Raw genomic sequence first — 26,198 nt, forward strand, 5'->3', positions numbered from 1 at the left:
AGCGCGCGGCGCGCGCCCAGCGCGTCGATCTCGCGCGCCAGGTGGGCGAGGCTGCCGGCGCCGAAGACCACGCGCTGCGGCTGGCTGGTGTAGACAAAGGCCAAGGGTTTCATGCGGGGATGGTAGGCCGAACGCCCCGCGGGAGGCGGCGTGCCGGCGCAAAACAGTTTTCCGCCAAGCTCCTTTCTTGCGTGGCGCCGCAATGCCATAGTTCGGCCCGAACGTTCAAGGAGACCCGCGTGCGCAACCTCGATGAAGACACCATCACCCAGGCCGTACTGGCACGTCACACGGGTGCCGCCGACCCGCGGCTGCGCGAAGTGATGACCAGCCTGGTGCAGCACCTGCATGCCTTTGCGCGCGACATCCGGCTGACCGAGGCCGAGTGGTTTGCGGGCATCAAGTTTCTGACCGAAGTCGGCCACATCACCGACGACAAGCGGCAGGAGTTCATCCTGCTGTCGGACACGCTGGGGCTGTCGATGCTGGTGACGGCGCTCAACAACCGCAAGCCGCGCGAATGCACCGAATCCACCGTGTTCGGACCCTTCCACGTCGAAGGCTCGCCCGAGTATCCGCTCGGGGCCGACGTGGCCAATGGCGCGCGGGGCGAGCCCTGCTTCGTGCGCGGCCGCGTCCTCGGACTCGACGGCGCACCGGTGCCGAATGCGCAGCTGCAGGTCTGGCAAGCCGATGCCGACGGGCTCTACGACGTGCAGTATTCCGGCGAGCACGGCCACCGCGCCCGCGGCACCCTGCATGCCGATGCCGAGGGGCACTTCCATTTCAAGTCGATACGCGCCGAGGCCTATCCGATCCCGCACGACGGGCCGGTCGGCCGCATGCTCGATGCGCTGGGGCGCCATCCGTGGCGGCCCGCCCACCTGCACTTCATGATCACCGCGCCGGGTTTCGAGCGCCTGATCACGCACGTGTTCCGCGACGGCGACAGCTACCTCGACTCCGACGCCGTCTTCGGCGTGCGCCGGTCGCTGATCGCCGACTGGCTGGAGCATCCGCCCGGCACCACGCCCGACGGCGGGATCAGCGAGGTGCCGTACTACACCCTCGACTTCGATTTCATCCTGAATCCCGTAGCGGCTGCATGAAGACGGCTTCGCTGTTCAAATCCAGCTTCCACAACCAGCAGGAAAAATCATCGTGAGCACATTGGATATCGTCGGCCTCTGCGGCAGCCTGCGCGCCGACTCGGTCAACCGGATGGCGCTGAACCTGGCCGCATCGCTGATGCCGGACAGCATGCGCATGGACGCCATCGAATGGCGCGAGATACCGCCCTTCGACGGCGACGTACTGGCCAGGGGCCTTCCGCCGGCCGTGCTGGCGCTGCGCGAACGCATCCGCCGCGCCGACGGCGTGCTCATCGCCACACCCGAATACAACTTCTCGATACCGGGCGTGTTCAAGAACGTGCTCGACTGGGTGAGCCGCGGCGAGGACCAGCCCTTCGCGCACAAGCCGGTGGCCATTCTTTCGGCCTCGCCCGGCCCGGTCGGCGGCGCGCGCGTTCAGTACGACCTGCGCCGCGTGATGCTGTTCATGAATGCCATGGTGCTGGCGAAGCCCGAGGTGTTCATCGGCGGCGCGGGCGCCAAGTTCGACGCCGCAGGCCAGTGCACCGACGAGACGACCCGCAAGTTCGTCGGCGACCAGATGCGCGCCTTCGACAAGTGGATCAGTGCAGTAAAGCGCATGAGCTGACGTCGGTCGCGTCCAGCACGATGGGCGCGGAGGGCGCGGCGCGGTAGCGCTCCAGGGCCTTGGCCTCGATGCAGTCGAAGTAGTTCTCGCAGGTTTCCGTCAGGTCGCCATCGAGGGTTGGAGACAGGCCGCGCAATGCGGCTTCAGAGATGTGGGCAATGATGCGGGGGCCGTCGAGGCCGTCGGGATAGATGGCGAACCGGACGGTTCGGGTTTCGGTGCAATGGATTGCTTCGCAGTTCATGAAAGTCTCTGGGCTCTCTTTTTCGTGTGCATGGATTTCATGCCGTTGCGATTGCAAAACCGCGCGGCATACTTCGCCACCTGGAGAAAGAAAGCGCCTACAGAGAGTCCCTGTTGCCCATGAACGATCCCTTCAATTTGCAGCGTTTCGTCGATGCCCAGGACGCCGTGATCGACCGCGTCCGGGACGAGCTGCGCGACAGCAAAAAGCGCAGCCACTGGATGTGGTTCGTCTTTCCGCAATTGGCGGGCCTCGGCCGCAGCGAGATGGCGCGCCACTACGCGATCGCATCGCTGGACGAAGCGCACGCCTACCTCGCGCACCCGCTGCTCGGGCCGCGCCTGCGCGAATGCAGCGCGCTGGTGCTGGCCGTGCAGGGGCGCGCGATCGGCGAGATCTTCGGCGCGCCGGACGATCTCAAGTTCTGGTCGTCGATGACGCTGTTTCTCCAGGCCGACCCGTCGCAGGCGGTGTTCCGCGACTGCCTGCACAAGTACTTCGATGGCCGGTCCGATCAGGGGACCTTGTCCCTGATCGAGAGCGGCCATGGCGGCTGATCCTTCGATGCGGCGGGCGCAAGGCGGCTGGGGCAGGGTGGGCGCGTGGCTCGTTTCGATCGTGCTCGCGCTTCTCGTCACGGGCTGTGCCGGACTTCCGGCGATCGTCGAGCGTCCGCCGTCCTTCGCCCTGGCCGATACGGCGGACACGGCGCTCGCGCGCATGGCCGCCAAGGGCGCGCCCGACGCGCAACTGAGCGGCTTCCGGCTGTTGCCGATGCCGGCGTATTCGATGCATGCACGCCTCGAACTCGCGCGCCGCGCGCAACGCAGCATCGACATCCAGTACTACCTGGTGCAGAACGACGAGACCGGCCGCTACCTGCTGCGCACCCTGCGCGACGCGGCCGAGCGCGGCGTGCGCGTGCGTGTTCTCATCGACGACCTCTACACCGCCGGCGCCGACGAGCTGCTGGCCGGCCTGGGCGCCCATGCGAACGTGGAGGTGCGCCTGTTCAATCCCTTCCCGGCAGGACGCGACCGCCTCGGCACGCGGCTTGCGGCCTCGCTGTTCGACATCGACCGCATCCATCGCCGCATGCACAACAAGCTCTTCGTCGCCGACAACGCGATGGCGGTGGTCGGCGGGCGCAACATCGCCAACGAATACTTCCTGCGTGACGCCGGATCGAACTTCATCGACATCGATACGCTGGTGACGGGCGCGGTGGTCCCGAGGCTCTCCTCGCTGTTCGACGTCTACTGGAACAGCCCTTACGTGTACCCCGTCCAGTCGCTGGCGGCCGTCGGCGGCTCGCTGCGGCAACTGCGCGAGCGCTTCGAGGAGATGACCTGGGACGCCGCCATCTGGATGCCCTCGGCACCGATCGAGCGCGACTTGCTGGGCTATCGGGCGCTGGGCGAGGATTTCGAGGAGGGCGAGCTCTCGCTGATCTGGGCGCGGGCCGAGGCCTACGCCGACGCGCCGCACAAGGCACTGGGCCCGCGCGAGGACCGGCCGCGCGTGACGGCCGATGCGCCCGAGGGCGTGCTGTACAACGTGCGCCGCCTGGTTCGCTCGGCCGAGCGCGAGGCGCTGATCACCACGCCCTACCTGATCCCGGGGCGCGGCGGCATGGAGTCGGTGCGCCTGTTGCGCGAGCGCGGCGTGCGCTTCACGCTCGTGACCAACTCGCTCGCGGCCACCGACGAATCGCTGGTGCACCTGGGCTACCGCCGCTACCGGCCCGAACTGGTCAAGGTCGGCGTGCAACTCTACGAACTGAGCCCCAAGCGGGTCGAGCAGACCAAGCGCTTCGGCGTCTTCGGCTCGGCCGCCGGGCGCCTGCACGGCAAGTCGGCGGTGGTCGACGGCAAGGCGGTGTTCCTCGGCTCGCTGAATTTCGATCCGCGCTCCGATCTGCACAACACCGAACTCGGCCTGTTCATCTACAGCCCGCAGATTGCGGCGCAGCTCACCAGCCTGATCGGCTTCATCACCATGGACGCGGCCTACCGCGTCCGGATGGGGGACAGCGGCAAGATCGAATGGGTGAGTCCGTCGGAAGACGGCGGCCCCGATCTCGTCTTCCACGAGGAGCCCGAAACCGACTTCGGCTCGCGCCTGAAGCTGGAGTTTTTCGCGCCGCTGGTGCCGGAGAGTTTGCTCTAGGGCATCAAGCGTCCGCTGAGGTAGGGCTCGGGATCGACCGCCACGCCCTGCTTGCGGATCTCGAAATGCAGCTTCACGCGGTCGGCGCCGCTCATGCCCATCTCGGCGATTCTCTGGCCCTGGCGCACCACGTCCTTTTCCTTTACCAGGATGTTCTGAGCGTGCGCGTAGGCGGTGAGGTAGGTTTCGTTGTGTTTCACGATCACCATGTTGCCGTAGCCGCGCAGTTCGCTGCCGACATAGACGACGCGGCCGTCGGCGGAGGCGAGCACCGCATCGCCCATGCTGCCGGCGATGTCCAGGCCCTTGTTGCGCTTGCCGTCGAAGCGCGAGAGCGTCGGGCCCGCCGCCGGCCGGATGAAGGCGGCCTGGGCTTGTGGGGCCGGATTGCTGGGAATGGCGGTGGGCTGGCCGGCGCGCGGCGTAGGCAGCGGTGTCGTCGAGCAGGCGGCGAGGCCGGCGACTGCAAGAGCGACGAGGCCGGTGCGGAGAGCGAGGGTCTTGGATGGCATGGCTTTTTTTGGAACGGATTCGGCGCCAAGGGTTCCACCGGGATCCGGGCCGAGGCGCATTTTTAGCATGCTGCGCGCGCCGAGGGCGAGGCCGGCGCCTGGAGCGACGGCTGGCGCGCCAGCACCGCCGCGCGCGCGCCGGCATCGACGATGCGGCCGGCTTCCATCAGCACGACGGTGTCGAAACGCTCGAGCAGGCTCAGCCGATGGACCGATGCGATCACGCAGGCCTCGGGGAAAGCCGCCGCAATGCGCTCCAGCACGCGGCCTTCGGTCGCTGCATCCAGCGCGCTGGTCGGTTCGTCGAGCAGCAGCAGCGAGCTGCCTTTCGCGGCCAGCACGCCGCGCGCAAGGCACAGGCGCTGCCGCTGCCCGCCTGAAAGATTGAAGCCGCGTTCGGACAGCGGCGTGTCCAGATCGCCGCGCGTGGCCGCGAGCACTTCGTCGAAGGTGCTGGCATGCAGCGCGGCCCGGATCGCATCGTCATCGAGCGGCTGGCCGAAGCCCAGGTTCTCGCGCACGCTGGCCTCGAAGACCTCGGTTTCCTGCGGGATCAGGGTCGCGATGCTGCGCAGCCGCGGCCAGGCCGTGGGCTCGCCGTCGATTGCCAGCGTGCCGCCTTGCGGCGCATACAGCCCGGCCAGCACGCGCAGCAGCGTGCTCTTGCCGCCGCCGCTGGGCCCGACGAGCGCAACGCGCTGGCCGCGCCGCAGCATGAGCGCGAGCGCGTGCAGGCCGCTCGGCACATGCTCGGTGACCGCCTCGGTGCCGCGCGGCCGGTAGTTCCAGACCAGTCCGTCGACCTGCAGCGTGCGCCAGGCTGCATCGCGATCGATGCGTTCCTGCGCCAGGTCGTCCGCGCGCGACGGCGCCTGCCAGATCGGCGCCGCGCTGCCGTAGTCGGTGTGCATGCGCGCGAAGAAGCTGAAGTTGGCCGCCATCGAGGTCACGACGCTCGCGGCCTGCTGCGCGTACTGGTAGATCATGAACACCGCACCCAGCATCACCGTCTGGCCCGGCGTGCGCGACTGCCAGACGTAGACCACGACCAGGCCCCAGGTCAGCGCCAGCCCCATGACATCGACCGAGAACCACTTGCCCTCGTTGAGCACCACCGTGCGCTTGAGCGGGGCCGAGATCGCAGCCATGCGCCGGCCCAGCAGCAGGCGCGAGGCGGCCGAGAGCCGGAGGCCGATCACGGTCGAGGCATTGGCCAGGAAGTCGAGCAGCGCCGCGACGTAGCGCCGGTCGGCATCGTTCTCGGCGCGGGCCAGCCGCATCAGTGCGCGGTCGAAGCGCACGATGACGATCGCGATCACCACGTAGCCCGCGATCGCCATCGCGCCGCTGGTGCGCGAGAGCAGCGTGAGCGCGATCAAGGGCCCGATGAAGTTGACGATGTTCGTGAGGTAGATGAACTGGTTCTGCGCGAAGTCCGACAAGGCGCGGCTCGCCTGGTGCACGCGGTGCTGCAGCTCGCCCGAATGGTGGCCGTCGTGCCAGGCGAGCGACGCGGCGGCGATGCGCGCATAGAGCACATCGGCCAGCGCCTCGCGCACGCGCAGGCCCACGTTGCGCTCGAGGATGCGCCCCGGGCCGTGGACAACCCACGACAGCACGTAGATCCCCGCCAGCGCCGCGATCCAGCGTCCGGAGCGCGCGATGTCGCCGGTCTGCAGCGCATTGATGGCCTGCGCCGCGAGCCACGGCATCGTGAGCCGCAGCAGTTGGGAGCTGGTGAGCAGCGCGGTCGCGCCGAGCAGCTGCCCGCGCTTGCCCTCGGCATGGCGCCACAGCGCGCCGTAGAGCTCGCCCATGGCGCCCATCGCATGGCCCGGTGCAGCTGCAACGCTCATGCCAGGCGGCCGCCGCTACTTCAGCGGGATCGGCGTGCCCCGGTCGATCGGCACCGCGGTCACGCTGTTCTTCGGCGAACCGTCGATCAGCAAGTCGGAGTAGGTGAGGTAGACCAGGGTGTTGCGCGCCGGATCGACCATGCGCACCACGCGCAGCCGCTTGAACAGGATCGACAGCCGTTCGCTGTAGACCTCTTCGCGCTTCGGCAAAGGCTGGGTCACGCGCACCGGGCCGACCTGGCGGCAGGCGATGGAGGCCTCGGCCTTGTCCTCGGCCAGGCCGAAGGCACCCGAGAGCCCGCCGGTCTTGGCGCGCGAGACATAGCAGGTCACGCCGCTCACCTTGGGGTCGTCGTAGGCCTCGACCACGATCTTGTGGTCCGGCCCGATCAGCTTGAAGGCGGTGTCGACCTCGCCGACCGGTTCGGCCAGCGCACTCGCGGCCAGCGCGGCGCAGCACAACAGTGCGAGAAGAGGATGCTTCATACGATGTCGAGCGTGTGAACGCGGTCGAAGCTGCCGCGCCGCCGGTCTTCGAAGTAGTGCTCCAGCGCCGCGCGAACGGTGCGGAAGGCGATCTCCTCCCAGGGAATCTCTTCCTCGGTGAAGAGCCTGGCCTCGAGGGTCTCGTGGCCCGGATCGAACTTCTCGCTCAGGAGCCGTGCGCGATAGAAGAGATGCACCTGGCCCACGCGCACCACGCTCATCACCGCGAACAGGCCTTCCATCTCGTACTCGGCGCCGGCTTCCTCGTCGGTCTCGCGCGCCGCGCCCTGCTCGGTGGTCTCGCCCAGTTCCATGAAGCCGGCCGGCAGCGTCCACTTGCCCCAGCGCGGCTCGATGTTGCGCTTGCACAGCAGCACGCGTTCGCCCAGCACGGGAATGGTACCGACCACGTTCAGCGGGTTCTCGTAGTGCACCGTATGGCACGCCGGACAGATGGCGCGCTCCTTGGTGTCGCCGTCGTCGGGCAGGCGGTAGACCACCGCGGTCCCGCAGTTCTTGCAATGCTTGATGGGGACGCGCAGGAGCATCTTCAGCCCGCGCGCCGGGCCGCCCCAAGGGCGGGCTGCGCGCCCTCGGGGGGCAGCGAATACACGAAGTGATGAGCGTGGGGGCCCATTGCTTCAGATGACTTTGACAGTCAGGGTCGGCAGGCCGGTGACCTCGCCGACCATCGTGTCGCCGGCCACCACCGCGGCCACGCCTTCGGGCGTGCCGGTGAAGATCAGATCGCCGGGCGCGAGCTCCCAGGCGGCCGACAGGTGCTCGATGGTCTCGGCGATGCTCCAGATCAGCTTGCTCACGTTGCTGCGCTGGCGGTCCTTGCCGCCGACCTGCACCGAGATCTCGGCCTTGTCGACATCGCCGGCCTGCGCCACCGGCACGATCGGGCCGATCGGCGCGCTCTGCTCGAAGCTCTTGCCGATGTCCCAGGGGCGGCCCTGCTTCTTCATCTCGCCCTGCAGGTCGCGGCGCGTCATGTCCAGGCCGACCGCGTAGCCGAAGATGTGCTTGTGGGCATCGGCCGCCAGGATGTTCTTTCCGCCGGTGCCGATGGCCGCCACCAGCTCGATCTCGTGGTGCAGGTTCTTGGTGAGAGTCGGGTAGGCCATGGTGCCGGTCTCGCCGGCGGCGACCACCACCACGGCGTCGGCCGGCTTCATGAAGAAGAAGGGCGGCTCGCGGCCGGTAAAGCCCATTTCCTTCGCATGCTCTTCATAGTTGCGGCCCACGCAGTAGATGCGGTGCACGGGGAAGCGGCCTGCCTGGCCGACCACGGGAATGGAGACCACCGGCGGCGGCGTGAAAACGTATTCGGAAGCCATGGGAAAAACGTCCTTTTCAGCGAAAGCGGCAGTGTGCCAGAGGGCCGGGCGCGCTGCCCGGGTTTGGCACCCCCCCGAGGCCGGGGCTATGCTTCACACCATGATGAAGCTTCATTCCTACTTCCGCTCCTCGGCCTCGTTCCGGGTACGAATCGCGCTGAACCTCAAGGGCCTCGACTACGACTACATCCCGGTGCACATCGCGCGCGGCGAGCACAAGACCGGGCCGTTCTCCGCCATCTCGGCCGACATGCTGGTCCCGCTGCTCGAAGACGAGGGCGAGCGCTTTTCGCAGTCGATGGCGATCATCGAATACCTGGATGAAGTGCATCCCGAACCGGCGCTGCTGCCGCACGATCCGGTGGGCCGCGCGCGCGTGCGGGCGCTGGCGCAGTCGATCGCCTGCGAGATCCATCCGCTCAACAACCTGCGCGTGCTCAAGTACCTGGTGCGCGAGCTCAAGCTCGACGAGGCGGGCAAGAACGCGTGGTATCGCCACTGGGTGCGCGAGGGCATGCTGGCCTTCGAACGCCAGCTCGCGCAGCATCCCGCCGGCCTCTATTGCTGGGGCAGCGCGCCCACGCTGGCCGACTGCTGCCTGGTGCCGCAGGTCTTCAATGGCCAGCGCTTCGACTGCGACTTCAGCGGCCTGCCGCGTACCATGGCGGCCTTCGAGGCCTGCATGCAGCTCGATGCCTTCCAGCGCGCCCAGCCCTCGCGCTGCCCCGACGCAGAAGCATGAACGCTGCCGACTGGCTGGTGCCCGACTGGCCAGCGCCGGCTGGCGTGCATGCGCTGTGCACCACGCGCCGAGGCGGAGTCTCTGGCGGCAACTACCGCGGACTGAACCTCGGGGATCACGTCGGCGATGCACCGGCCGATGTGGCAGCCAACCGGGCGCTTCTGCGCCAGGCCATCGGCGCGCGGGCCGTGTTTCTCCGGCAGGTGCATGGCACGCAGCTGCTGCCGCTCGATGCGTCCACGCCGGATGGCGAGGCCGCCGACGCCTGCACCACCAGCGCCAGCGGCGTGGCCTGCACGATCATGGTCGCCGATTGCTTGCCGGTGCTGTTCACCGACGAACAAGGCCGACGCGTGGCCGCCGCGCATGCGGGTTGGCGCGGCTTGGCGGCCGGGGTGCTCGAACGGACGGTGGAGAGCTTCGGCGCGGACGACCGGCTCATGGCCTGGCTCGGGCCCTGCATCGGGCCCGATGCCTTCGAGGTCGGCGACGAGGTGAAGGCGGCCTTTGATGCCGGCGCCCCTGAAGCCGCTCGATGCTTCAAGTCGGCTGGACAACCCGGCAAATGGCTGGCCGACCTGGCCGGCCTGGCCCGCCAACGCCTGCGTGCGGCCGGCGTGACGCAGCTTCACGGCAACGACAGCTCCGAGGCTTGGTGCACGGTGCACAACCCGTTACTCTTTTTCTCGCACCGGCGGGACCGCGTCAGCGGGCGTTTCGCGGCCTGCATCTGGCGCGGCTGAAGCGTTCGCGCCAGCCCGGATCGCGGCTTCGCGTTCGGCCGCTTCGCGTTCGCGCAGCGCCCGCCGCCGTGCCGGCGTGGCCATCAGGTAAACCACCAGTGCCACCGGCGCCAAGCCGTAGAGTAGAAAGGTGAAGACCGCGCCGAGCACGGTGCCGGTGGTGTTGGTGGCTTCTGCGACCGCCATCATCAGGGCGACATACAGCCAGGCGATGACGACGAGGTGCATAGACGATTGTTTCAGGAAGGTATAGCGGGGCTTGCTGGTCGGGCCCCTGCGAATGCAGCATACTCAAAACCCGTTGCCATGAGGCGAAACAGGCGAGGAACCAGGAGACGTCATGAGACCAGAACAACAGGCCGCGGCGGCCGATAGTTTCGCGCCCTTCCAGCAGGCGCTGACCCAAGGATGGGAGAAGGCGCTCGAATCCTTCCAGTCGCTCGGCGCCGGCGGCAACGCGGGCGCCCCGTGGGAGATGCCGAAGTTCTCGCTGTCCACCGAGAAACTGCAGCAGTTGCAGCAGCAGTACGTCGAAGAGGCCACCGAGCTGTGGCGCCAGGACCTCGCGGCCCGCGCCGGCGGCGACAGGCGCTTTGCGGGCGAGGCCTGGGGCAGCAATCCGGTCTCGGCCTTTTCGGCGGCGGTCTACCTGCTCAACACGCGCACGCTGCTCGGCATGGCCGAGGCCGTCGAAGCCGACGAGAAAACCCGCTCCCGCCTTCGCTTCGCGGTCGAGCAGTGGACGGCCGCCTCGGCGCCCAGCAACTACTTCGCTTTCAACGCCGAGGCGATGAAGAAAGCCCTCGACACGCAGGGCGAGAGCATCGCCAAGGGCATCCGGAATCTCCTGCACGACGTGCAGCAGGGCCACCTGAGCATGACCGACGAAAGCGCTTTCGAGGTCGGCCGCAACGTGGCGACCACCGAGGGCTCCGTGGTGTTCGAGAACGAGCTGTTCCAGCTGCTCGAATACAAGCCGCTCACCGCCAAGGTCTACGAGCGGCCGCTGCTCCTGGTGCCGCCTTGCATCAACAAGTTCTACATCCTCGACCTGCAGCCCGAGAACTCGCTGATCCGCTATGCGGTGGAGCAGGGCCACCGCGTGTTCGTCGTGAGCTGGCGCAATCCCGATGCATCGATGGCCCAGTACACCTGGGACCGCTACATCGAGGACGCCGCGATCAAGGCGATCCAGGTCACGCGGGAGATCACCGGCCAGGACAAGAAGGGTGGGCAGATCGACACGCTGGGCTTCTGCGTCGGCGGCACCATCCTCTCGACCGCGCTGGCGGTGCTGGCGGCGCGCGGCGAGCAGCCGGCGGCGTCCGTAACGCTCCTGACCACCTTGCTCGACTTCGTCGACACCGGCGTGCTCGACATCTTCATCGACGAGGGCTTCGTGCAGTTCCGCGAGATGCAGATGGGCCAGGGCGGCCTTCTGCAGGGCGGTGAGCTCGCCTCGACCTTCAGCTTCCTCAGGCCCAACGACCTGGTGTGGAACTATGTGGTCGGCAACTACCTGAAGGGCGAGACCCCGCCGCCCTTCGACCTGCTCTACTGGAACAGCGACGCCACCAACCTGCCGGGCCCGATGTACTGCTGGTACCTGCGCAACACCTATCACGAGAACAAGCTGGCCCAGCCCGGCGCGCTCACCGTGGCCGGCGAGAAGATCGACCTCGGTCGCATCGAGGCGCCGGTCTACATCTATGGCTCGCGCGAAGACCACATCGTGCCGATCGGCGGCGCCTACGCCTCGACGCAGGTGCTGTCGGGCAAGAAGCGCTTCGTGATGGGCGCCTCGGGCCACATCGCCGGCGTGATCAACCCGCCGGCCAAGAAAAAGCGCAGCCACTGGATCCGCGCCGACGGCAAGCTGCCGAAGACGCAGGCCGAGTGGCTGGCCGGCGCGATCGAGCATCCCGGCAGCTGGTGGACCGACTGGTCCGCCTGGCTCAAGACCCATGCGGGCAAGCAGATCCCTGCCCCCAAGACCTACGGCAAGGGCAGCGCCTACAAGGCGATCGAGCCGGCGCCCGGTCGCTACGTCAAGGCAAAGGCCTGAACTTCACTTTTTTTCAATAGCAGCCTCGGAGAGCACACCATGGAAGACATCGTCATCGTTTCAGCCGCACGTACCGCTGTCGGCAAGTTCGGCGGATCGCTGGCCGGGATTCCGGCCACCGAGCTCGGCGCCATCGTCATCAAGGAGGTGCTGGCGCGCGCCAAGGTCGGCAGCGACCAGATCGGCGAAGTCATCATGGGCCAGGTGCTGGCGGCGGGTGCCGGCCAGAACCCGGCGCGCCAGGCGCTCGTGAAAAGCGGCATCACCAAGGAAACGCCGGCGCTCACCATCAATGCCGTGTGCGGTTCGGGCCTCAAGGCCGTGATGCTGGCGGCGCAGGCGGTGGCCACCGGCGACAGCGAGATCGTCGTCGCGGGTGGGCAGGAGAGCATGAGCCTGGCGCCCCACGTGCTGCCCAACTCGCGCAACGGCCAGCGCATGGGCGACTGGAAGCTGGTCGACACGATGATCATCGACGGCTTGTGGGACGTCTACAACCAGTACCACATGGGCATCACGGCCGAGAACGTGGCCAAGAAGTACGACATCAGCCGCGCCGCGCAGGACGAGCTCGCGCTCGGCAGCCAGACCAAGGCGGCCGCCGCGCAGGATGCCGGCAAGTTCAAGGACGAGATCGTCGCCGTCAACATCCCGCAGAAGAAGGGCGATCCGCTGGTCTTCAACCAGGACGAGTTCATCAACCGCAAGACCAGCGCCGAGGGCCTGGCCGGCCTGCGCCCGGCCTTCGACAAGGCCGGCGGCGTGACCGCGGGCAATGCCTCGGGCCTGAACGACGGCGCCGCCGCCGTGTTGGTGATGACCGCCAAGAAGGCGGCCGCGCTGGGACTGAAACCGCTCGGCCGCATCGCGAGCTACGCGAGCACCGGCCTCGACCCGGCCTTCATGGGCATGGGCCCGGTGCCTGCTTCGACCAAGGCGCTGCAGCGCGCCGGCTGGAAGCCGCAGGACCTCGACGTGCTCGAGATCAACGAGGCCTTCGCCGCGCAGGCCTGCGCCGTCAACCGCGAGATGGGCTGGGATGTGAACAAGGTCAACGTGAACGGCGGCGCCATCGCCATTGGCCACCCGATCGGTGCCTCCGGCTGCCGCATCCTGGTGACGCTGCTGCACGAGATGCAGCGCCAGAACGCGAAGAAGGGCATCGCCTCGCTGTGCATCGGTGGCGGCATGGGGGTGGCGCTCACGATCGAACGCTGAAGCGTCCATCACCATCCCTGAAAGCGCCGCGCAACACGCGGCGCTTTCACTTGCGATCCGCTGGCGCCGGGAGCAAACTGAGGAGACGGCCGGGCCGAGCATGCCGAGCCGTTGTTCGAACCAGGGCCCGTGGCTTCGCACAAGGAGCATGCCATGTCCATTCCTTCGCATCTGTCCGACTACCTCGAACAGCGCGGCACACGCTACGAGGTTTGCATGCATGAGCACAGCCGCACCAGCGCGGAGACGGCTCACAACGCCCATGTTCCTCCGGGTCAACTGGCCAAATCGGTCATCCTCGAGGACGAAACGGGCTGCGTGATGGCCGTCGTTCCCGCCGACAAGATGGTCATGCTGGGCGAGTTCTCCCGCATACTCGGCCGCCACAGGCTGAGGCTGGCCGACGAAGCCCGCGTTGCGACGCTGTTCGAGGACTGCGAACCCGGTGCGATACCGCCGATCGGCATGGCCTGGGGTATCCAGACCATCGTCGACGACGAACTCGAGACCAGCGACGTCGTCTACATGGAAGGCGGCGATCACGAGCGGCTGCTGCGGTTGTCGCGCGAGCAGTTTCACGAGCTGATGCGCGCTCAGCCGCACGGGAATTTCTGCAAGTCGCCGACGCATTGAGTGCGATGTCGGAAGCCGTCATTGGCTGGCAATGGTCACTGCGACCTTCCGGTTCTACGAGGAGCTGAACGACTTTCTGGCACGCGAGCGGCGCGGGCACGAATTCTCCTGCACGTGCGCGCGGGCGGCGACCGCCAAGCACATGATCGAGGCGCTCGGTGTGCCGCACACCGAGGTCGAGCTGGTGCTGGTCAACGGCGAGTCGGCCGGATTCGGGGCGTTGCTGAGCGATGGCGATCGGGTCGCCGTGTTTCCGAAGTTCGAAGCGCTCGATGTCACGCCGCTGCTGCGCGTTCGCGAGCATGCGCTGCGCGTCACGCGCTTCGTCGCCGATGCGCATCTGGGCGGGCTCGCTCACCTGCTGCGCATGACCGGGTTCGATACCCTGTACGACAACCATTTCCGCGACGAAGAGATCGAGCGTATCGCTGTAGCGCAGGGGCGCATCGTGCTGACGCGGGATCGGGAGCTGCTCAAGCGCCGTGGGATCACGCATGGCTGCTACGTGCATGCCTTGCGATCGGCCGAGCAGTTGCGCGAGATCTTCGATCGACTCGACCTGGCGCGTGGTGCGCGGCCGTTCACGCTGTGTCTGAACTGCAACACGCCCTTGCATGGGATCGACAAGGCGCTGGTCACGTCGACGCTGCCACCGGCGGTGCGCGAGCGCTACCAACGTTTCAGCGTATGCGATGTTTGCCGTCGCGTGTTCTGGGAGGGTTCGCACTGGCAGCGCATGCGCGTTATGGTGGATGGGTTGCTGGCGGAGTGATGGCGACAGCGCTCGGAACGTCACGGACCTCGTAGCCACCGGATAGGGCCTTTCGTGACCATGATCGGCAGCCCGCCGACTGGCTCGATGGCTGTGGTCGGACACTGGCCTTGCGTACCGTCAGTTATTGCACTGAAAGCGAGGGGACCCCGGGACAACTATTCGCTCGGGATGCGGATGTTGGGGAACGCATCTGCGACTTCGTTGCGACCGACGTCGGCGTCGTACCAGCAAATCGTTCCCTCTTTCTCGTCGCGAGTCTGCTTGTGCGTCCCGTCGCAGAAGGGCTGGGTCGCCGACAGGCCACAGCCGCAGATAAATTTCGTCTCGCCGCCAATGGTCACTGGATAGGGTTTGCTGCGCGTGCGCATCACCAGCCTTGTCATGATTGCCTCCGACGGGTTAGAAGCAGCAAAAGGATCAACTCGAGTGAACCGAGTCGACAATTCAGTATAGTCCGCGCTGCCCGGGACAAGCGCCTGGTACTCACCGCTCAAGCTCCGAAGATCGCGTCCCACTTAGGACGATGGAGTAAAGGCCCAGCAGCAACTCGGACTTATCAGGGCAGTCTGATCGAGCATCAACGCGCACTAACCATGGCTGCCGACAAAGGGGCCTGCGCGGCTTGACCTTGGAGGTCATTGCGGCGCCGCGCGCCGCGCGCGAGAGTGGCCCCATGACATCCGCTCTTCCCGTCCCTCGCTCCGGCTGGCCCACGCTGCTGCTGCTCTTGAGCGGCACCTTCATGGTGGTGCTCGACTTCTTCATCGTCAACGTCGCGCTGCCCTCGATCCAGCACGACCTGAAGGCCAGCGACAGCGCCCTGCAGCTGGTGGTCGCAGGCTACGGCCTCGCGAACGCGGCCGGGCTCATCACCGGCGGGCGGCTCGGCGATCTGTTCGGACGCCGCCGCATGTTCATGCTGGGCCTGCTGCTGTTCACGCTTGCCTCGGCCGCCTGTGGCCTGGCGCAGGGCACGACGACGCTCATTGCGGCGCGCATCGTGCAGGGCTTGGCCGGCGCCTTGCTGCAGCCGCAAGTGCTGGCGATGCTGGGCTTGGTCTTCACCGGCGAGGCGCGCGCCAAGGCTTTCGGCGCCTACGGCGTGGCGCTGGGCCTGGCTGCGGCGCTCGGCCAGCTGGTGGGCGGGCTGCTGATCCATGCCGACTTCGCGCAGCTGGGCTGGCGGATGTGCTTCCTGATCAACTTGCCGATCGGCCTGGCCGGGTTGCTGTTCGGCCTGCGCTTTATTCCGCCTTTCGCGCCCGAGGCGCGCAGCCGGCTCGACGTGCCCGGCGCGCTGTGGGTCGCGCTGGCACTGGCCGCGGTGCTGTGGCCGCTGGTCGAAGGCCGGCAGCAGGGCTGGCCCTTGTGGAGCGTGCTCACGCTGATCGTCGCGCTGCCGCTGATCGCCGGGCTGGCGCTGCATCAACGCCGGCTGGAGCAGCGTGGCGGCAATCCGCTGATCGCGCCGGCGCTGTTCCGCCTGCCGGCTTTCGTTATCGGGCTGGGCGTGACGCTCGCGTTCTTTGCCGGCAATGCATCGTTCTACTTCGTGCTCGCGCTCTACCTGCAGCAGATCCTCGGGCTCGAGGCGCTGGCCTCGGGCCTGGTCTTCACGGTGCTTGCGGTGGGCTTCTTCGCGACCTCGATGACGGCGAAGAAGCTGGCCGCTCGGCTCGGTCCGCAAACGATCGCGATCGGCGCCTTGCTGCTGGCCGCGGGACACGGGCTGATGATCGCGGTCGTGCTGACGCACCCCGGCAGCGGGGCGGTGGCCTGGCTGCTGCCGGTGTTGTGCCTGCAGGGGGCAGGGCTCGGCATGATCATCGCGCCGCTGATGTCGGCGGTGCTGGCCAGCGTGCCCGCGGCCCATGCGGGCGTGGCGGCCGGCGTGGCTTCCACCGTGCAGCAGGTCGGCAACTCGCTCGGCGTGGCGCTGATCGGCATCCTGTTCTACGCGGGCTGGACGGAGCCGCGGCTCGCCTTCGTCGCCTCGACGGTCTACCTGCTGCTGCTCGCGCTGGCGGTGGCGGCGCTGTTCCAGCGGCTGCAGTGTGCGCCTCAGCCGGCAGAGGCGTCTTGCGCCGCGTAGTGCGCGCAGAGGGTATCGACCAGGGCCTGCGCATAGGTGGGAAGTGTGGCGCGGTCGCGGACCAGCAGGTAGCGCTCGCGCACGCACCACGGATCGCTGAGTTCGATCAACGCGAGCCGCATGCTCTCGAGATTGCGGCGCGCGGCCGACTCGGGCACCACGCCGATGCCCACGCCGCTGCCGATCATGCGGCACATGGCATCGAAGCCGCCGAGCTGGATGCGCAGCTTCTGGCTCTTGCCCAGGCTTTCAGTGATCTGCGCCAGGAAGGCGTGCAGCGTGCTGCCCTGCTGCATGCCGACGGCGTCCTCGTCCAGCGTCTCGGCAAAGGCGATGCGGCGGCGCCGCGCGAAGCGGTGCTTGCGCGAGGTCACGAGCACCAGCCGGTCGGTACTGAAGTGGATCGCCTCCAGCCCCAGCGTGTCGACGCGCCCGGCGACGATGCCGATGTCGGCGCGGCCGTCGAGCACGCCGTGCGGGATCTGGGTGTTCGGTTTTTCCTGAAGGTCGATGTTGATCCGCGGGTGCCGGGCCAGGAAGCCGGGCAGGATCTCGGGCATGAAATCGCTGACCGCCGTGGTGTTGGCGAACACCCGCAGATGACCGCGCAGGCCCCCGCCGTACTCGGCCAGTTCGGAACGCAGCTGCCCGGCCTGGTGCAGCATCAGCCGCGCGTGGTGGAGAAAGGCCTCGCCCGGCGGCAGCAGGCGCACGCCGCGCGCTTCGCGCGACAGCAGCGCCAGCCCGGACTGCGCCTCCAGCGCCTTGATGCGCGCGCTGGCTGCGGCCAGCGACAGGTGCTGGCGTTCGGCCGCGCGCGTGAGGCTGCCCAGCTCCGCCGCGGCGACGAAAAGACGCAGGTCGGTCAGGTCGAAATGCATGGGTGCATCCTAGCAAGCCTTCGGAAATCCTGAAGGCTCGGTCTCGAAATCGAAGATTGCGCGCAGGTGCCGCCATGGCCACCATGCGGGTCGGGGCGTGGCTTGAACGCCCAAACGCAACGGAGACACAAATGAGCTTTCGCGCACTCGCGCTTCTTCTGGCTGCTGCTGCCGCGCTATGGCCGGTCGGGCACGCGGCCGCACAAACCGGCTATCCCTCGCGCCCGATCACGCTGGTCGTGCCGCAGGCGGCCGGCGGCACCAACGACATCGTCGGCCGCCTGGTCGGCCAGAAGATCGCCGAGGTGCTGGGCGCCAGCGTGGTGGTGGACAACCGGCCCGGCGCCGGCGGCAACATCGGCACACAGCTGGTGGCCAAGGCGCCGAAGGACGGCTACACGCTGCTCATGACCATCAGCAGCAGCCAGGCCATCAACCCCGCGCTCTACAAGAACCCGGGCTTCGATCCGGTCAAGGATTTCCGCCCCGTGGGCCTGATCGGCGCAGTGCCCAACGTGCTGCTGGTCAACCCGTCGTTCCCGGCCAGGTCGCTCGGCGAGCTGCTTGCGCTCGCGAAGCGCAAGGACGCGGCCTACCAGTACGCCTCGGCCGGCAACGGCACGCTCAACCACCTGCTCGGCGAGATGCTCAACAGCATGGCGGGCATCCAGCTGCAGCACGTGCCTTACAAGGGCGTGGCGCCCGCCATCAACGACGTGCTCGGCGGCCAGCTGCCGATCGTGTTCGCGAGCCTGCCCTCGGCGCTGCCGCACATCAAGGCCGGCAAGCTGCGCGCGTTGGCGGTGAGCGGCGACAAGCGCTCGCCGGTGCTGCCGGACGTGCCCGCCATCGCCGAATCGGTGCCGGGCTACAACGGCACGCTGTGGATCGGCCTGTTCGCACCGGCCGGCGTGCCGCAGGACGTGCTCGCCAAACTGCAGGACGCGACGCAGAAGGCCATGGTCGCGCCGGACCTGCGCGAAAAACTCGACCAGCAGGGCGTCGAGATCGCGGCGCCGACCTCGCCCGAGCAGTTCACGAAGCTGCTGCAGGACGACATCGCCAAGTGGGCGCGGATCGTCAAGGCTTCCGGCGCCGCCGTGGATTGAACGCATGACCCTCTCTCAACACCCTTCAGTGATCGATGCCGAGGCATTGGCCCGCTTGCAGGCCTGGCAGGGCCGCAGCGAAACGCTGGCCGACGAGGTCACGGCCGCGCCGGTGCGCGCGCTGGCGGCCACGCTGGACCGCGACGATCCTGCCCCCGGGCAGGGCACGCGGCTGCCCGAGCTCTGGCACTGGCTCTACTTCCTGCCGCACCACCGTCAATCCGAGATCGGCCCCGACGGCCACGCCAAGCGCGGCGGCTTCCTGCCGCCGGTGCCGCTGCCGCGCCGCATGTGGGCCGGCGGTCGACTGGCGTGGGAGGCAGGCAATCCGCTCGTGGTCGGCGATGCGGTCGAACGTACATCGACCATCGCTTCGGTCTCGCACAAGGCAGGCCGCAGCGGCGAGCTGGTCTTCGTGTTGGTGCGCCACGAGGTCCGCAATGCGCGCGGCCTGGTGCTGACCGAGGAGCACGACATCGTCTACCGTGCAGCGCCGGCCGCGGGCGAAGCCGCGCCGCCGCCCATCCCGGCACCGAAGGACGCGGCATTCAGCCGCGAGATCGTGCCCGACGACGTGCTGCTGTTCCGTTATTCGGCGCTCACCTTCAACGGCCACCGCATCCACTACGACCGGCGCTACGTGACCGAGGTCGAGGGCTACCCGGGCCTGATCGTGCACGGCCCGCTGATCGCCACGCTGCTGGTCGACCTGCTGCGGCGCGAGAAGCCGCAGGCCACGTTGTCGAAGTTCGAGTTCCGCGCGGTGCGACCCACCTTCGACACCGCTTCCTTCCGCGTGCATGGCCGCGCCGAGGCCGACGGCAAGAGCTTCCGGCTGTGGGCCGAAGACGCCGACGGCTGGCTCGCGATGCAAGCCACCGCCAGCCTGTCCTGAGAGCCCCATGAAAACCCAGATCCCCGCCCCCGATGCGCATCAGGAGATGCGCGATGCCCTGCGCGCGCTCTGCGGCAGTTTCGATTCCGCCTACTGGCAGAAGGTCGATCACGAGCGCGGCTACCCCGAAGCCTTCGTGAACGCGCTGACCGAGGCCGGCTGGCTCGCCGCGCTGATCCCCGCCGACTACGGCGGCTCCGGCCTGGGCCTGGCCGAAGCCTCGGTGATCATGGAAGAGATCAACTTCGCCGGCGGCAACGCGGGCTCTTGCCACGGCCAGATGTACAACATGGGCACGCTGCTGCGCCACGGCAGCGAGGCGCAGAAGCGCCAGTACCTGCCGAAGATCGCGACCGGCGAGCTGCGCCTGCAGACCATGGCCGTGACCGAGCCCGCCACCGGCACCGACACCACGCAACTCAAGACCACCGCGGTGAGGAAGGGCGACCGCTACGTGGTCAACGGCCAGAAGGTGTGGATCTCGCGCATCCAGCATTCCGATCTGATGATCCTCTTGGCGCGCACCTCGCCGCTCGCGGAGGTGAAGAAGAAGTCGGAAGGCATGTCGATCTTCATCGTCGACCTGAAGCAGGCCATCGGCCGCGGCATGACCGTGCGGCCGATCCTCAACATGGTCAATCACGAGACCAACGAGGTCTTCTTCGACAACCTCGAGATCCCGGCCGAGAACCTGATCGGCGAGGAGGGCAGGGGCTTCAAGTACATCCTCGATGGGCTCAATGCCGAGCGCACGCTGATCGCGGCCGAGTGCATCGGCGATGCCTGGTGGTTCATCGATCGCGCGCGCCGCTACGCGAGCGACCGGCAGGTGTTCGGCCGCGCGATCGGCCAGAACCAGGGCATCCAGTTCCCGATCGCCGACAACTACATCGAGACCGAGGCGGCGAACCTCATGCGCTTCAAGGCCTGCGCGCTGTTCGACGCCGGCCAACCCTGCGGCGCCGAGGCCAACATGGCCAAGTACCTCGCGGCCAAGGCCTCGTGGGAGGCAGCCAACACCTGTCTGCAGACCCACGGCGGCTTCGGCTTCGCCTGCGAATACGACGTCGAGCGCAAGTTCCGCGAGACGCGGCTCTACCAGGTGGCGCCGATCTCGACCAACCTCATCTATTCCTATGTGGCCGAGCACCTGCTGGGCTTGCCGCGCTCCTTCTGATCGGAGATCCGTCATGACACGACCTTTGGACGGCATCACCGTCGTCTCGCTCGAACACGCGATCGCGGCACCTTTCTGCACCCGCCAGCTGGCCGATCTCGGCGCTCGCGTGATCAAGGTGGAGCGGCCCGGCGGCGGCGACTTCGCGCGCGCCTACGACCAGCGCGTGGCCGGCGAGGCCTCGCACTTCATCTGGGTCAACCGCTCGAAGGAAAGTCTCACGCTCGACCTCAAGCAGCCGGCCGCGCAGGCCGTGCTGCAGGAGCTCGTCGCCGGCGCCGACGTGCTGGTGCAGAACCTCGCGCCCGGCGCCGCCGCACGCATGGGGCTCGGCGCGGAGGTGCTGCAGGCGAAGCATCCGTCGCTGATCGTCTGCGACATCTCGGGCTACGGCGAGGACGGGCCCTACCGCGACAAGAAGGCCTACGACCTGCTGATCCAGAGCGAGGCGGGCTTCCTGTCGATCACCGGCACCGCCGATGCGCCCTGCAAGTCGGGCAACTCGATCGCCGACATCGCGGCCGGCATGTATGCCTACACCGGCATCCTCGCGGCGCTGCTGCAGCGGGGCAAGACCGGCAAGGGTTCGCACATCGATGTCTCGATGCTGGAGTCGCTGGCCGAATGGATGGGCTACCCGATGTACTACGCCTACGACGGCGCGCCGCCGCCGCCGCGCAGCGCGGCCTCGCACGCCACCATCTACCCCTACGGCCCCTTCGCCGCGGGCGATGGCGGCACCGTGATGCTGGGCCTGCAGAACGAACGCGAATGGCGGGCCTTTTGCGAAGGCGTGCTGATGCAGGCCGGGCTCGCGACCGATCCGCGCTTCGACAGCAACGCCAAGCGCAATGCGAACCGCGAGGTCTTGCAGGCCCTGATCCTCGAGACCTTCGCCGCGCTGAGTACGGCGCAGGTGCTCGAACGCCTCGACGCGGCGCAGATCGCCAATGCGCGCATGAACGACATGGCGGGCCTCTGGCAGCACCCGCAGCTGCAGGCGCGCGAGCGCTGGCGCGAGGTCGAGTCGCCGGCCGGTGCCATTCCCGCGCTGCTGCCACCGGGCCGGCAGAGCGCCTTCGACTACCGCATGGATGCGATTCCGGCAGTCGGCGAGCACACCGAATCCATCCTGCGTTCGATGGGCCGCAGCGAGGCCGACATCCACGCACTGCGCGCCGCGGAGGCCATCTGACATGAGCACCGAATCCCTCGCACGCTTCGCCGCCGGGCTGCGCTTTACCGACATTCCGGCGCCCGTGATTCGCCGCACCGAAGACCTGCTGGTCGATTGGTTCGGCTCCGCGATCGCAGGGCACGGCGCACGGCCGGTCGAGACCATTGCCGCCTTCGCGCGCGAGATGGGGCCCGTGGGTGGCCGCAGCGAAGTGCTGGTGGGCCGCACGCGCACGAGCCCGTACTTCGCGGCCCTGGTCAATGCCGCGGCCTCGCACGTGGCCGAGCAGGACGACGTGCACAACGGCTCTGTGTTCCATCCGGCGACGGTGGTCTTCCCGGTCGCGCTGGCCTGGGCGCAGGCGCTGGGTGCCAGCGGCGAACGACTGCTCGCGGCGGCGGTCGCGGGCTACGAGGTCGGCATCCGCGTGGGCGAGTTCCTCGGGCGTTCGCACTACAAGGTGTTCCACACGACCGGCACGGCCGGCACCCTTGCGGCGGCGGCCACGGCCGGCCATCTGCTGGGGCTCGACGCGGCACGCATGCAGCATGCCTTCGGCTCGGCCGGCACGCAGTCGGCCGGGCTCTGGGAGTTCCTGCGCACCGCGGCCGATTCGAAGCAACTGCACACCGCGCATGCGGCCGCGGCCGGGCTGATGGCGGCGACGCTGGCGCGCGACGGCTTCACCGGGGCGCAGCAGATCCTCGAAGGCCCGCAGGGCATGGCCGCGGGCATGTCGCAGGATGCCGATCCAGAGCGGCTGGTCGATGGCCTAGGCACACGCTGGGCGCTGGCCGAGACCTCGTTCAAGTACCACGCCTCGTGCCGCCATACGCATCCGGCGGCCGATGCGCTGCTCGAAGTCATGCGCGCGAACGATCTGCGCGCCGAGAACCTGGCGCGCGTCACGACGCATGTGCACCAGGGCGCGATCGATGTGCTGGGGCCGGTGGTCGACCCGGCCACGGTGCACCAGTCCAAGTTCTCGATGGGTACCGTGCTCGCGCTGGTGGCGCGCTTCGGGCAGGCCGGGCTGGCCGAGTTCGACGCGCATTTCCGCGATGACTACACGGTGGCGCTGCGCGACTGCGTGCAGATGGTGCTCGATCCGGAGGTGGACGGTGCCTACCCGAAGCGCTGGATCGGCAAGGTCACGGTGCACACGAACGACGGCCGCGTGCTGCAGGGCCGCGTCGACGAACCCAAGGGCGACCCCGGCAACACGCTCTCCCGCGAAGAGATCACGGCCAAGGCGCTGCGGCTCGCGGCCTACAGCGGCGGCGCCAGCGAGGCGGAGATGCACGACGCCATCGAGCGGCTCTGGGACGTGGCGCGCGCGCCCTCGGTCGGCATGCTGCTGGGAGCGTCTTCATGAACGCTGCAACACCGCTTGCATTGGCGCGTACCTTCCTCTTCGTGCCGGCCGACCGGCCCGAGCGCCATGCGCGTGCGCTGGCTTCGGGCGCCGGCGCCGTGATCGTCGATCTCGAAGATGCGGTGGCGCCCGAGCGCAAGGCGGCGGCGCGCGAGCAGCTCGCCCGCAGCCATGCGGCGCTGTCCGCTGGCGAGCGCAGCCGCCTGTTCGTGCGCGTCAATCCGTCAGGCACGGCCTGGCACGACGAAGACTGCGCGCTCGTGGCGCAGCTGTCGCGGCAAGGGCTCGCCGGCGTGGTGCTGCCCAAGGCCGAGCGTGCCGAAGAACTCGCAGCGCTGGTCGCGACGGTCGGGCCGCAGGGCGTGCTCGTGCCGTTGATCGAATCGGCCGCCGGGCTCGCCGCGCTCGATGCGCTCGCGAACGCAGCGCAGGTGCTTCGGCTTGCCTTCGGCCATCTGGACTTCCAGGCCGATCTCGGTCTGGCCTGCGAAGCCGACGAGGCCGAGTTGGTGCCGGTGCGCCTTGCGCTGGTGCTGGCTTCGCGCCGCGCCGGGCTCGCAGCACCGGTCGACGGCGTGTCGCCCGACTGGCGCGATCGGGAGCGGCTCCAGCTCGACTGCGCACGCGCGCGGCGCGGTGGCTTCGGCGCCAAGCTCTGCATCCATCCCGAGCAGGTGGGGCCGGTGCATGCGGCCCTCGGCCCGAGCGCCGAGCAACTGGCCTGGGCGCGGCGCGTGAACGAGGCCATGCAGTGCGCCGGCGGTGGCGTGATCAGCCTCGACGGCCGCATGGTCGACGCGCCCGTGCTGCGGCTCGCGCAACGCCTGCTCGCGCTGGAAGCGCAGGGCGCGGTCTGAATCCGGTTTTTATCGACATCAGGAGACGACGACATGGAACTGAAATCCAAAGTTCTGCTTTGCGCATCGCTGGCCGCGGGCCTGCTGGGAATGCAATCGCCCGCTGCGGCCCAGGCCGCGTGGCCCGACAAGCCCATCACGATGGTGGTGCCTTACTCGGCCGGCGGTCCGACCGACGTGGTGGCCCGCATGCTGGCGATCCCGATGGGCAAGTCGCTCGGGCAGACGGTGGTGGTCGAGAACACGGTCGGCGCCGGCGGCACCATCGCGCCCGCGCGGGTCGCGAAGGCGAAGCCCGACGGCTACACCATCCTGATCCATCACATGGGCATGGCCACCGCGCCTGCGCTCTACAAGAAGCTGTCCTATGACCCGCTCAAGGACTTCGAGTACATCGGGCAGGTGATGGACGTGCCGATGACGCTGCTGTCGCGCAAGGACTTCCCGGCCAACAACTTCAAGGAGCTGCTGACCTACGTGAAGGCCAACAAGGACAAGGTCTCGCTTGCCAATGCCGGCATCGGCGCCGTCTCGCAGCTGTGCGGCCTGCTGTTCGCGAGCCAGATCGGCGTCGACCTGACGACCGTGCCCTACAAGGGCGCCGGCCCGGCGCTCAACGACCTCATGGGCGGCCAGGTCGACCTCCTGTGCGACCAGACCACGCAGACGGCGCCGGTCATCAAGGACGGCAACCGCGTCAAGGTGTTCGGCGTGACCACGCCCAAGCGCCTAACGAGCATGCCCGACATCCCGACGCTCGACGAGCAGGGACTCAAGGGCTTCGACGTGCGCGTGTGGCACGGCATCTACGCGCCCAAGGGCACGCCGGCCGCCGTGACCGGGAAGCTCAACGTCGCCCTGCGCGCGGCCCTGCAGGACGAGGTGGTCAAGCAGCGCCTGGCCGAGCTGAGTTCGGAGATCGTGCCCATGGACAAGGTCACGCCCGAGGCGCTGCGCAGCCACCTCGCGGCCGAGACCGCCAAGTGGGGCAAGGTGATCCGCGCCGCCGGCATCCAAGGCGAGTGAGAACCTTAGGCCTCAATCGCCGAACTCGACGAACACGGGCTGGTGGTCGGACGCGCGCGTGACCAGGTCGACCTCGATGCGGCGCACGCGCGGCGCCAGGCCGTCGCTGACGAACACGAAGTCGTAGCTCACCGCATCGGGGCCGTACCTGCGGTCGAAGAGCCGGAAGGTGGGTGCGTGGGGGGCATTGCCGTGCACCAGCGACCACGCATCCCGCAGGCGCTCGCGCAGCGTCGCGTGCGCCGGGTCCGATGCGGCCATGTTGAAGTCGCCGCAGAGGATGACTTCCTTCGTATGCAGCTTGGGCTGGAAGGGGCCCTCGTAGTCGGCCTTCGGCGGCGCTGCGGCCTGTTCGCAGGCCTCGGCGTGCAATGCGAGCAGGGTCCTTGCCTGCGCCGTGCGCTGCTTCGACGAGTAGTACTCGAGGTGCGTGGTCATCACGCGCAGGGGCCCGAGTTCGGGGCTGGTCAGCGTGAGCACGGTGCACATGCGCGGCATGCTGGTCACGTCCGGGTCGGCCGGCCAGGGCAGCGGGTGGTGCTGGACCCGGGACACCGGCAGGCGGGTCGCGATCACGTTGCCGAAACGCTGGCGCCGGCCCTCGGGGTCGAACTCGTCCACCGCGGCACCGAAGAAGAGCTGAAAGCCCGGCAGCAGCGCGCTGAGCTCGGCCGGCTGGTCGCCCGGGCCGCCGGGCATGGCGCCATAGCCCGATGCGATCTCCTGCAGGCACAGGACGTCGAAGTCGCCCATGGCGCGCGCGCCCTCGACGATGCGCTGCGGGCTCACGACGCCGTCGAGGCCGCAGCACCATTGGGTGTTCCAGGTCACGAGTTTCATTGGATGCCTGCCTTCCTGCTGTTCGAACGCGGTATATGGACGGCTTGTGACACCCCGTTGCATTGAGGGGTCAGTGTTTTCCTGAGCCGGTGGCTGCGCGAAACTTCGCTACAGTGAACAGCGCCTGTTCAGGCTCGTCAACATAAGGAACATCATGAGCAAAAGAGTCGCATACGTCACCGGGGGCATGGGAGGCATCGGAACCGCCATTTGCCAGCGCCTGCACAAGGATGGTTTCACGGTCATCGCCGGCTGCGGTCC

Annotated in this window: 29 protein-coding genes; 19 read left to right on the plus strand and 10 right to left on the minus strand. The window is 68.2% G+C overall.

Features of this window, described 5'->3' with window-relative positions; genetic code table 11:
• Window positions 1-239 precede the first annotated feature (239 nt).
• Window positions 240-1,109, plus strand: coding sequence for an intradiol ring-cleavage dioxygenase (locus tag BLS74_RS32445; RefSeq protein ID WP_093111973.1), 870 nt, complete (start codon window positions 240-242; stop codon window positions 1,107-1,109).
• A gap of 52 nt (window positions 1,110-1,161) precedes the next feature.
• Window positions 1,162-1,722: an NADPH-dependent FMN reductase gene (locus BLS74_RS32450; protein ID WP_244504133.1), complete on the plus strand. Its 561-nt coding sequence runs from the start codon at window positions 1,162-1,164 to the stop codon at window positions 1,720-1,722.
• On the opposite strand, the gene BLS74_RS32455 is transcribed toward BLS74_RS32450, so the two are convergent.
• Entirely contained in the window at window positions 1,697-1,966 is a 270-nt protein-coding gene (locus BLS74_RS32455) for a hypothetical protein (RefSeq protein ID WP_212733735.1), read from the minus strand. The two genes, BLS74_RS32450 and BLS74_RS32455, sit on opposite strands and share 26 nt — an antisense overlap.
• Before the next feature lie 119 nt (window positions 1,967-2,085).
• Between BLS74_RS32455 and BLS74_RS32460 the strand changes: the two genes are divergently transcribed.
• Both BLS74_RS32460 and BLS74_RS32465 read left to right on the plus strand, forming a co-directional pair.
• Window positions 2,086-2,523 (plus strand): DUF1810 domain-containing protein, encoded by a 438-nt coding sequence (locus tag BLS74_RS32460; RefSeq protein ID WP_093111977.1) that lies wholly within the window; start codon window positions 2,086-2,088, stop codon window positions 2,521-2,523.
• A complete protein-coding gene (locus BLS74_RS32465; protein WP_093111979.1) occupies window positions 2,513-4,135 on the plus strand; it encodes a phospholipase D family protein in 1,623 nt (540 codons plus the stop codon). Before BLS74_RS32460 ends, BLS74_RS32465 begins: the two co-directional genes overlap by 11 nt.
• Here BLS74_RS32465 and BLS74_RS32470 read toward each other — a convergent pair.
• From BLS74_RS32470 to BLS74_RS32490, 5 genes are all read right to left on the minus strand, one after another.
• Window positions 4,132-4,647 carry a murein hydrolase activator EnvC family protein gene (locus BLS74_RS32470; protein ID WP_093111981.1) on the minus strand — a complete coding sequence of 172 codons (516 nt, stop codon included), beginning with the start codon at window positions 4,645-4,647 and terminating at the stop codon, window positions 4,132-4,134. The two genes, BLS74_RS32465 and BLS74_RS32470, sit on opposite strands and share 4 nt — an antisense overlap.
• 62 nt (window positions 4,648-4,709) lie before the next feature.
• Window positions 4,710-6,503 (minus strand): ATP-binding cassette domain-containing protein, encoded by a 1,794-nt coding sequence (locus tag BLS74_RS32475; RefSeq protein WP_244504134.1) that lies wholly within the window; start codon window positions 6,501-6,503, stop codon window positions 4,710-4,712.
• A 15-nt stretch (window positions 6,504-6,518) separates the two neighbouring features.
• Window positions 6,519-6,989 (minus strand): CreA family protein, encoded by a 471-nt coding sequence (locus tag BLS74_RS32480; protein WP_093111983.1) that lies wholly within the window; start codon window positions 6,987-6,989, stop codon window positions 6,519-6,521.
• A complete protein-coding gene (locus BLS74_RS32485) occupies window positions 6,986-7,537 on the minus strand; it encodes an NUDIX hydrolase (protein WP_093111985.1) in 552 nt (183 codons plus the stop codon). Before BLS74_RS32485 ends, BLS74_RS32480 begins: the two co-directional genes overlap by 4 nt.
• Before the next feature lie 93 nt (window positions 7,538-7,630).
• On the minus strand, window positions 7,631-8,332 hold the full coding sequence (locus BLS74_RS32490) for a fumarylacetoacetate hydrolase family protein (RefSeq protein WP_093111987.1): 702 nt from the start codon (window positions 8,330-8,332) through the stop codon (window positions 7,631-7,633).
• A gap of 103 nt (window positions 8,333-8,435) precedes the next feature.
• Here BLS74_RS32490 and maiA point away from each other — a divergent pair, with 103 nt between their 5' ends.
• Both maiA and pgeF read left to right on the plus strand, forming a co-directional pair.
• A complete protein-coding gene (gene maiA, locus BLS74_RS32495) occupies window positions 8,436-9,074 on the plus strand; it encodes a maleylacetoacetate isomerase (RefSeq protein ID WP_093112022.1) in 639 nt (212 codons plus the stop codon).
• Entirely contained in the window at window positions 9,071-9,817 is a 747-nt protein-coding gene (pgeF, locus tag BLS74_RS32500; RefSeq protein WP_093111989.1) for a peptidoglycan editing factor PgeF, read from the plus strand. Before maiA ends, pgeF begins: the two co-directional genes overlap by 4 nt.
• Here the strand turns inward: pgeF and BLS74_RS32505 are convergent.
• Window positions 9,749-10,045, minus strand: coding sequence for a hypothetical protein (locus tag BLS74_RS32505; RefSeq protein WP_093111991.1), 297 nt, complete (start codon window positions 10,043-10,045; stop codon window positions 9,749-9,751). The genes pgeF and BLS74_RS32505 overlap by 69 nt on opposite strands.
• Before the next feature lie 112 nt (window positions 10,046-10,157).
• Between BLS74_RS32505 and phaC the strand changes: the two genes are divergently transcribed.
• From phaC to BLS74_RS32525, 4 genes are all read left to right on the plus strand, one after another.
• Entirely contained in the window at window positions 10,158-11,882 is a 1,725-nt protein-coding gene (gene phaC, locus BLS74_RS32510; protein WP_093111993.1) for a class I poly(R)-hydroxyalkanoic acid synthase, read from the plus strand.
• Window positions 11,883-11,921: 39 nt separating this feature from the next.
• Window positions 11,922-13,100, plus strand: coding sequence for an acetyl-CoA C-acetyltransferase (locus tag BLS74_RS32515; protein ID WP_093111995.1), 1,179 nt, complete (start codon window positions 11,922-11,924; stop codon window positions 13,098-13,100).
• A gap of 153 nt (window positions 13,101-13,253) precedes the next feature.
• Window positions 13,254-13,733, plus strand: coding sequence for an aminoacyl-tRNA deacylase (locus tag BLS74_RS32520; RefSeq protein WP_093111997.1), 480 nt, complete (start codon window positions 13,254-13,256; stop codon window positions 13,731-13,733).
• Window positions 13,734-13,764: 31 nt separating this feature from the next.
• Window positions 13,765-14,505, plus strand: coding sequence for a Mut7-C RNAse domain-containing protein (locus BLS74_RS32525; RefSeq protein WP_093111999.1), 741 nt, complete (start codon window positions 13,765-13,767; stop codon window positions 14,503-14,505).
• A 158-nt stretch (window positions 14,506-14,663) separates the two neighbouring features.
• Here the strand turns inward: BLS74_RS32525 and BLS74_RS32530 are convergent, their stop codons facing one another.
• Window positions 14,664-14,891: a CDGSH iron-sulfur domain-containing protein gene (locus BLS74_RS32530; RefSeq protein WP_093112001.1), complete on the minus strand. Its 228-nt coding sequence runs from the start codon at window positions 14,889-14,891 to the stop codon at window positions 14,664-14,666.
• 290 nt (window positions 14,892-15,181) lie between these two features.
• Between BLS74_RS32530 and BLS74_RS32535 the strand changes: the two genes are divergently transcribed.
• On the plus strand, window positions 15,182-16,600 hold the full coding sequence (locus tag BLS74_RS32535; protein ID WP_212733736.1) for an MFS transporter: 1,419 nt from the start codon (window positions 15,182-15,184) through the stop codon (window positions 16,598-16,600).
• Here BLS74_RS32535 and BLS74_RS32540 read toward each other — a convergent pair.
• Entirely contained in the window at window positions 16,570-17,481 is a 912-nt protein-coding gene (locus BLS74_RS32540; RefSeq protein ID WP_093112002.1) for a LysR substrate-binding domain-containing protein, read from the minus strand. The genes BLS74_RS32535 and BLS74_RS32540 overlap by 31 nt on opposite strands.
• 131 nt (window positions 17,482-17,612) lie before the next feature.
• Here BLS74_RS32540 and BLS74_RS32545 point away from each other — a divergent pair, with 131 nt between their 5' ends.
• The 7 genes from BLS74_RS32545 (at window position 17,613) to BLS74_RS32575 (ending at window position 25,097) form a co-directional block, all read left to right on the plus strand.
• Entirely contained in the window at window positions 17,613-18,590 is a 978-nt protein-coding gene (locus BLS74_RS32545; protein WP_093112004.1) for a tripartite tricarboxylate transporter substrate binding protein, read from the plus strand.
• Window positions 18,591-18,594: 4 nt separating this feature from the next.
• Window positions 18,595-19,485, plus strand: a complete 891-nt coding sequence (locus BLS74_RS32550; RefSeq protein WP_093112006.1) for an HTD2 family dehydratase — start codon at window positions 18,595-18,597, stop codon at window positions 19,483-19,485.
• A 7-nt stretch (window positions 19,486-19,492) separates the two neighbouring features.
• Complete coding sequence (locus BLS74_RS32555; RefSeq protein WP_093112008.1) at window positions 19,493-20,662, plus strand: acyl-CoA dehydrogenase family protein; 1,170 nt, start codon at window positions 19,493-19,495, stop codon at window positions 20,660-20,662.
• Window positions 20,663-20,675: 13 nt separating this feature from the next.
• Complete coding sequence (locus BLS74_RS32560; RefSeq protein ID WP_093112010.1) at window positions 20,676-21,857, plus strand: CaiB/BaiF CoA transferase family protein; 1,182 nt, start codon at window positions 20,676-20,678, stop codon at window positions 21,855-21,857.
• A gap of 1 nt (window position 21,858) precedes the next feature.
• A complete protein-coding gene (locus BLS74_RS32565; RefSeq protein ID WP_093112012.1) occupies window positions 21,859-23,214 on the plus strand; it encodes an MmgE/PrpD family protein in 1,356 nt (451 codons plus the stop codon).
• A complete protein-coding gene (locus BLS74_RS32570; protein ID WP_093112014.1) occupies window positions 23,211-24,071 on the plus strand; it encodes an HpcH/HpaI aldolase/citrate lyase family protein in 861 nt (286 codons plus the stop codon). Before BLS74_RS32565 ends, BLS74_RS32570 begins: the two co-directional genes overlap by 4 nt.
• 90 nt (window positions 24,072-24,161) lie before the next feature.
• Complete coding sequence (locus BLS74_RS32575) at window positions 24,162-25,097, plus strand: tripartite tricarboxylate transporter substrate-binding protein (RefSeq protein WP_244504135.1); 936 nt, start codon at window positions 24,162-24,164, stop codon at window positions 25,095-25,097.
• Between the two features lie 12 nt (window positions 25,098-25,109).
• On the opposite strand, the gene BLS74_RS32580 is transcribed toward BLS74_RS32575, so the two are convergent.
• Window positions 25,110-25,937, minus strand: coding sequence for an endonuclease/exonuclease/phosphatase family protein (locus tag BLS74_RS32580; RefSeq protein ID WP_093112018.1), 828 nt, complete (start codon window positions 25,935-25,937; stop codon window positions 25,110-25,112).
• Window positions 25,938-26,091: 154 nt separating this feature from the next.
• Between BLS74_RS32580 and BLS74_RS34185 the strand changes: the two genes are divergently transcribed.
• Window positions 26,092-26,198, plus strand: a 107-nt coding sequence (locus BLS74_RS34185) for an SDR family NAD(P)-dependent oxidoreductase (RefSeq protein ID WP_139191807.1), incomplete at its 3' end; no start/stop codon positions are given.

It is taken from the genome of Variovorax sp. CF079 (genome assembly GCF_900101545.1).
Classification (GTDB): Bacteria; Pseudomonadota; Gammaproteobacteria; order Burkholderiales; family Burkholderiaceae_C; genus Variovorax.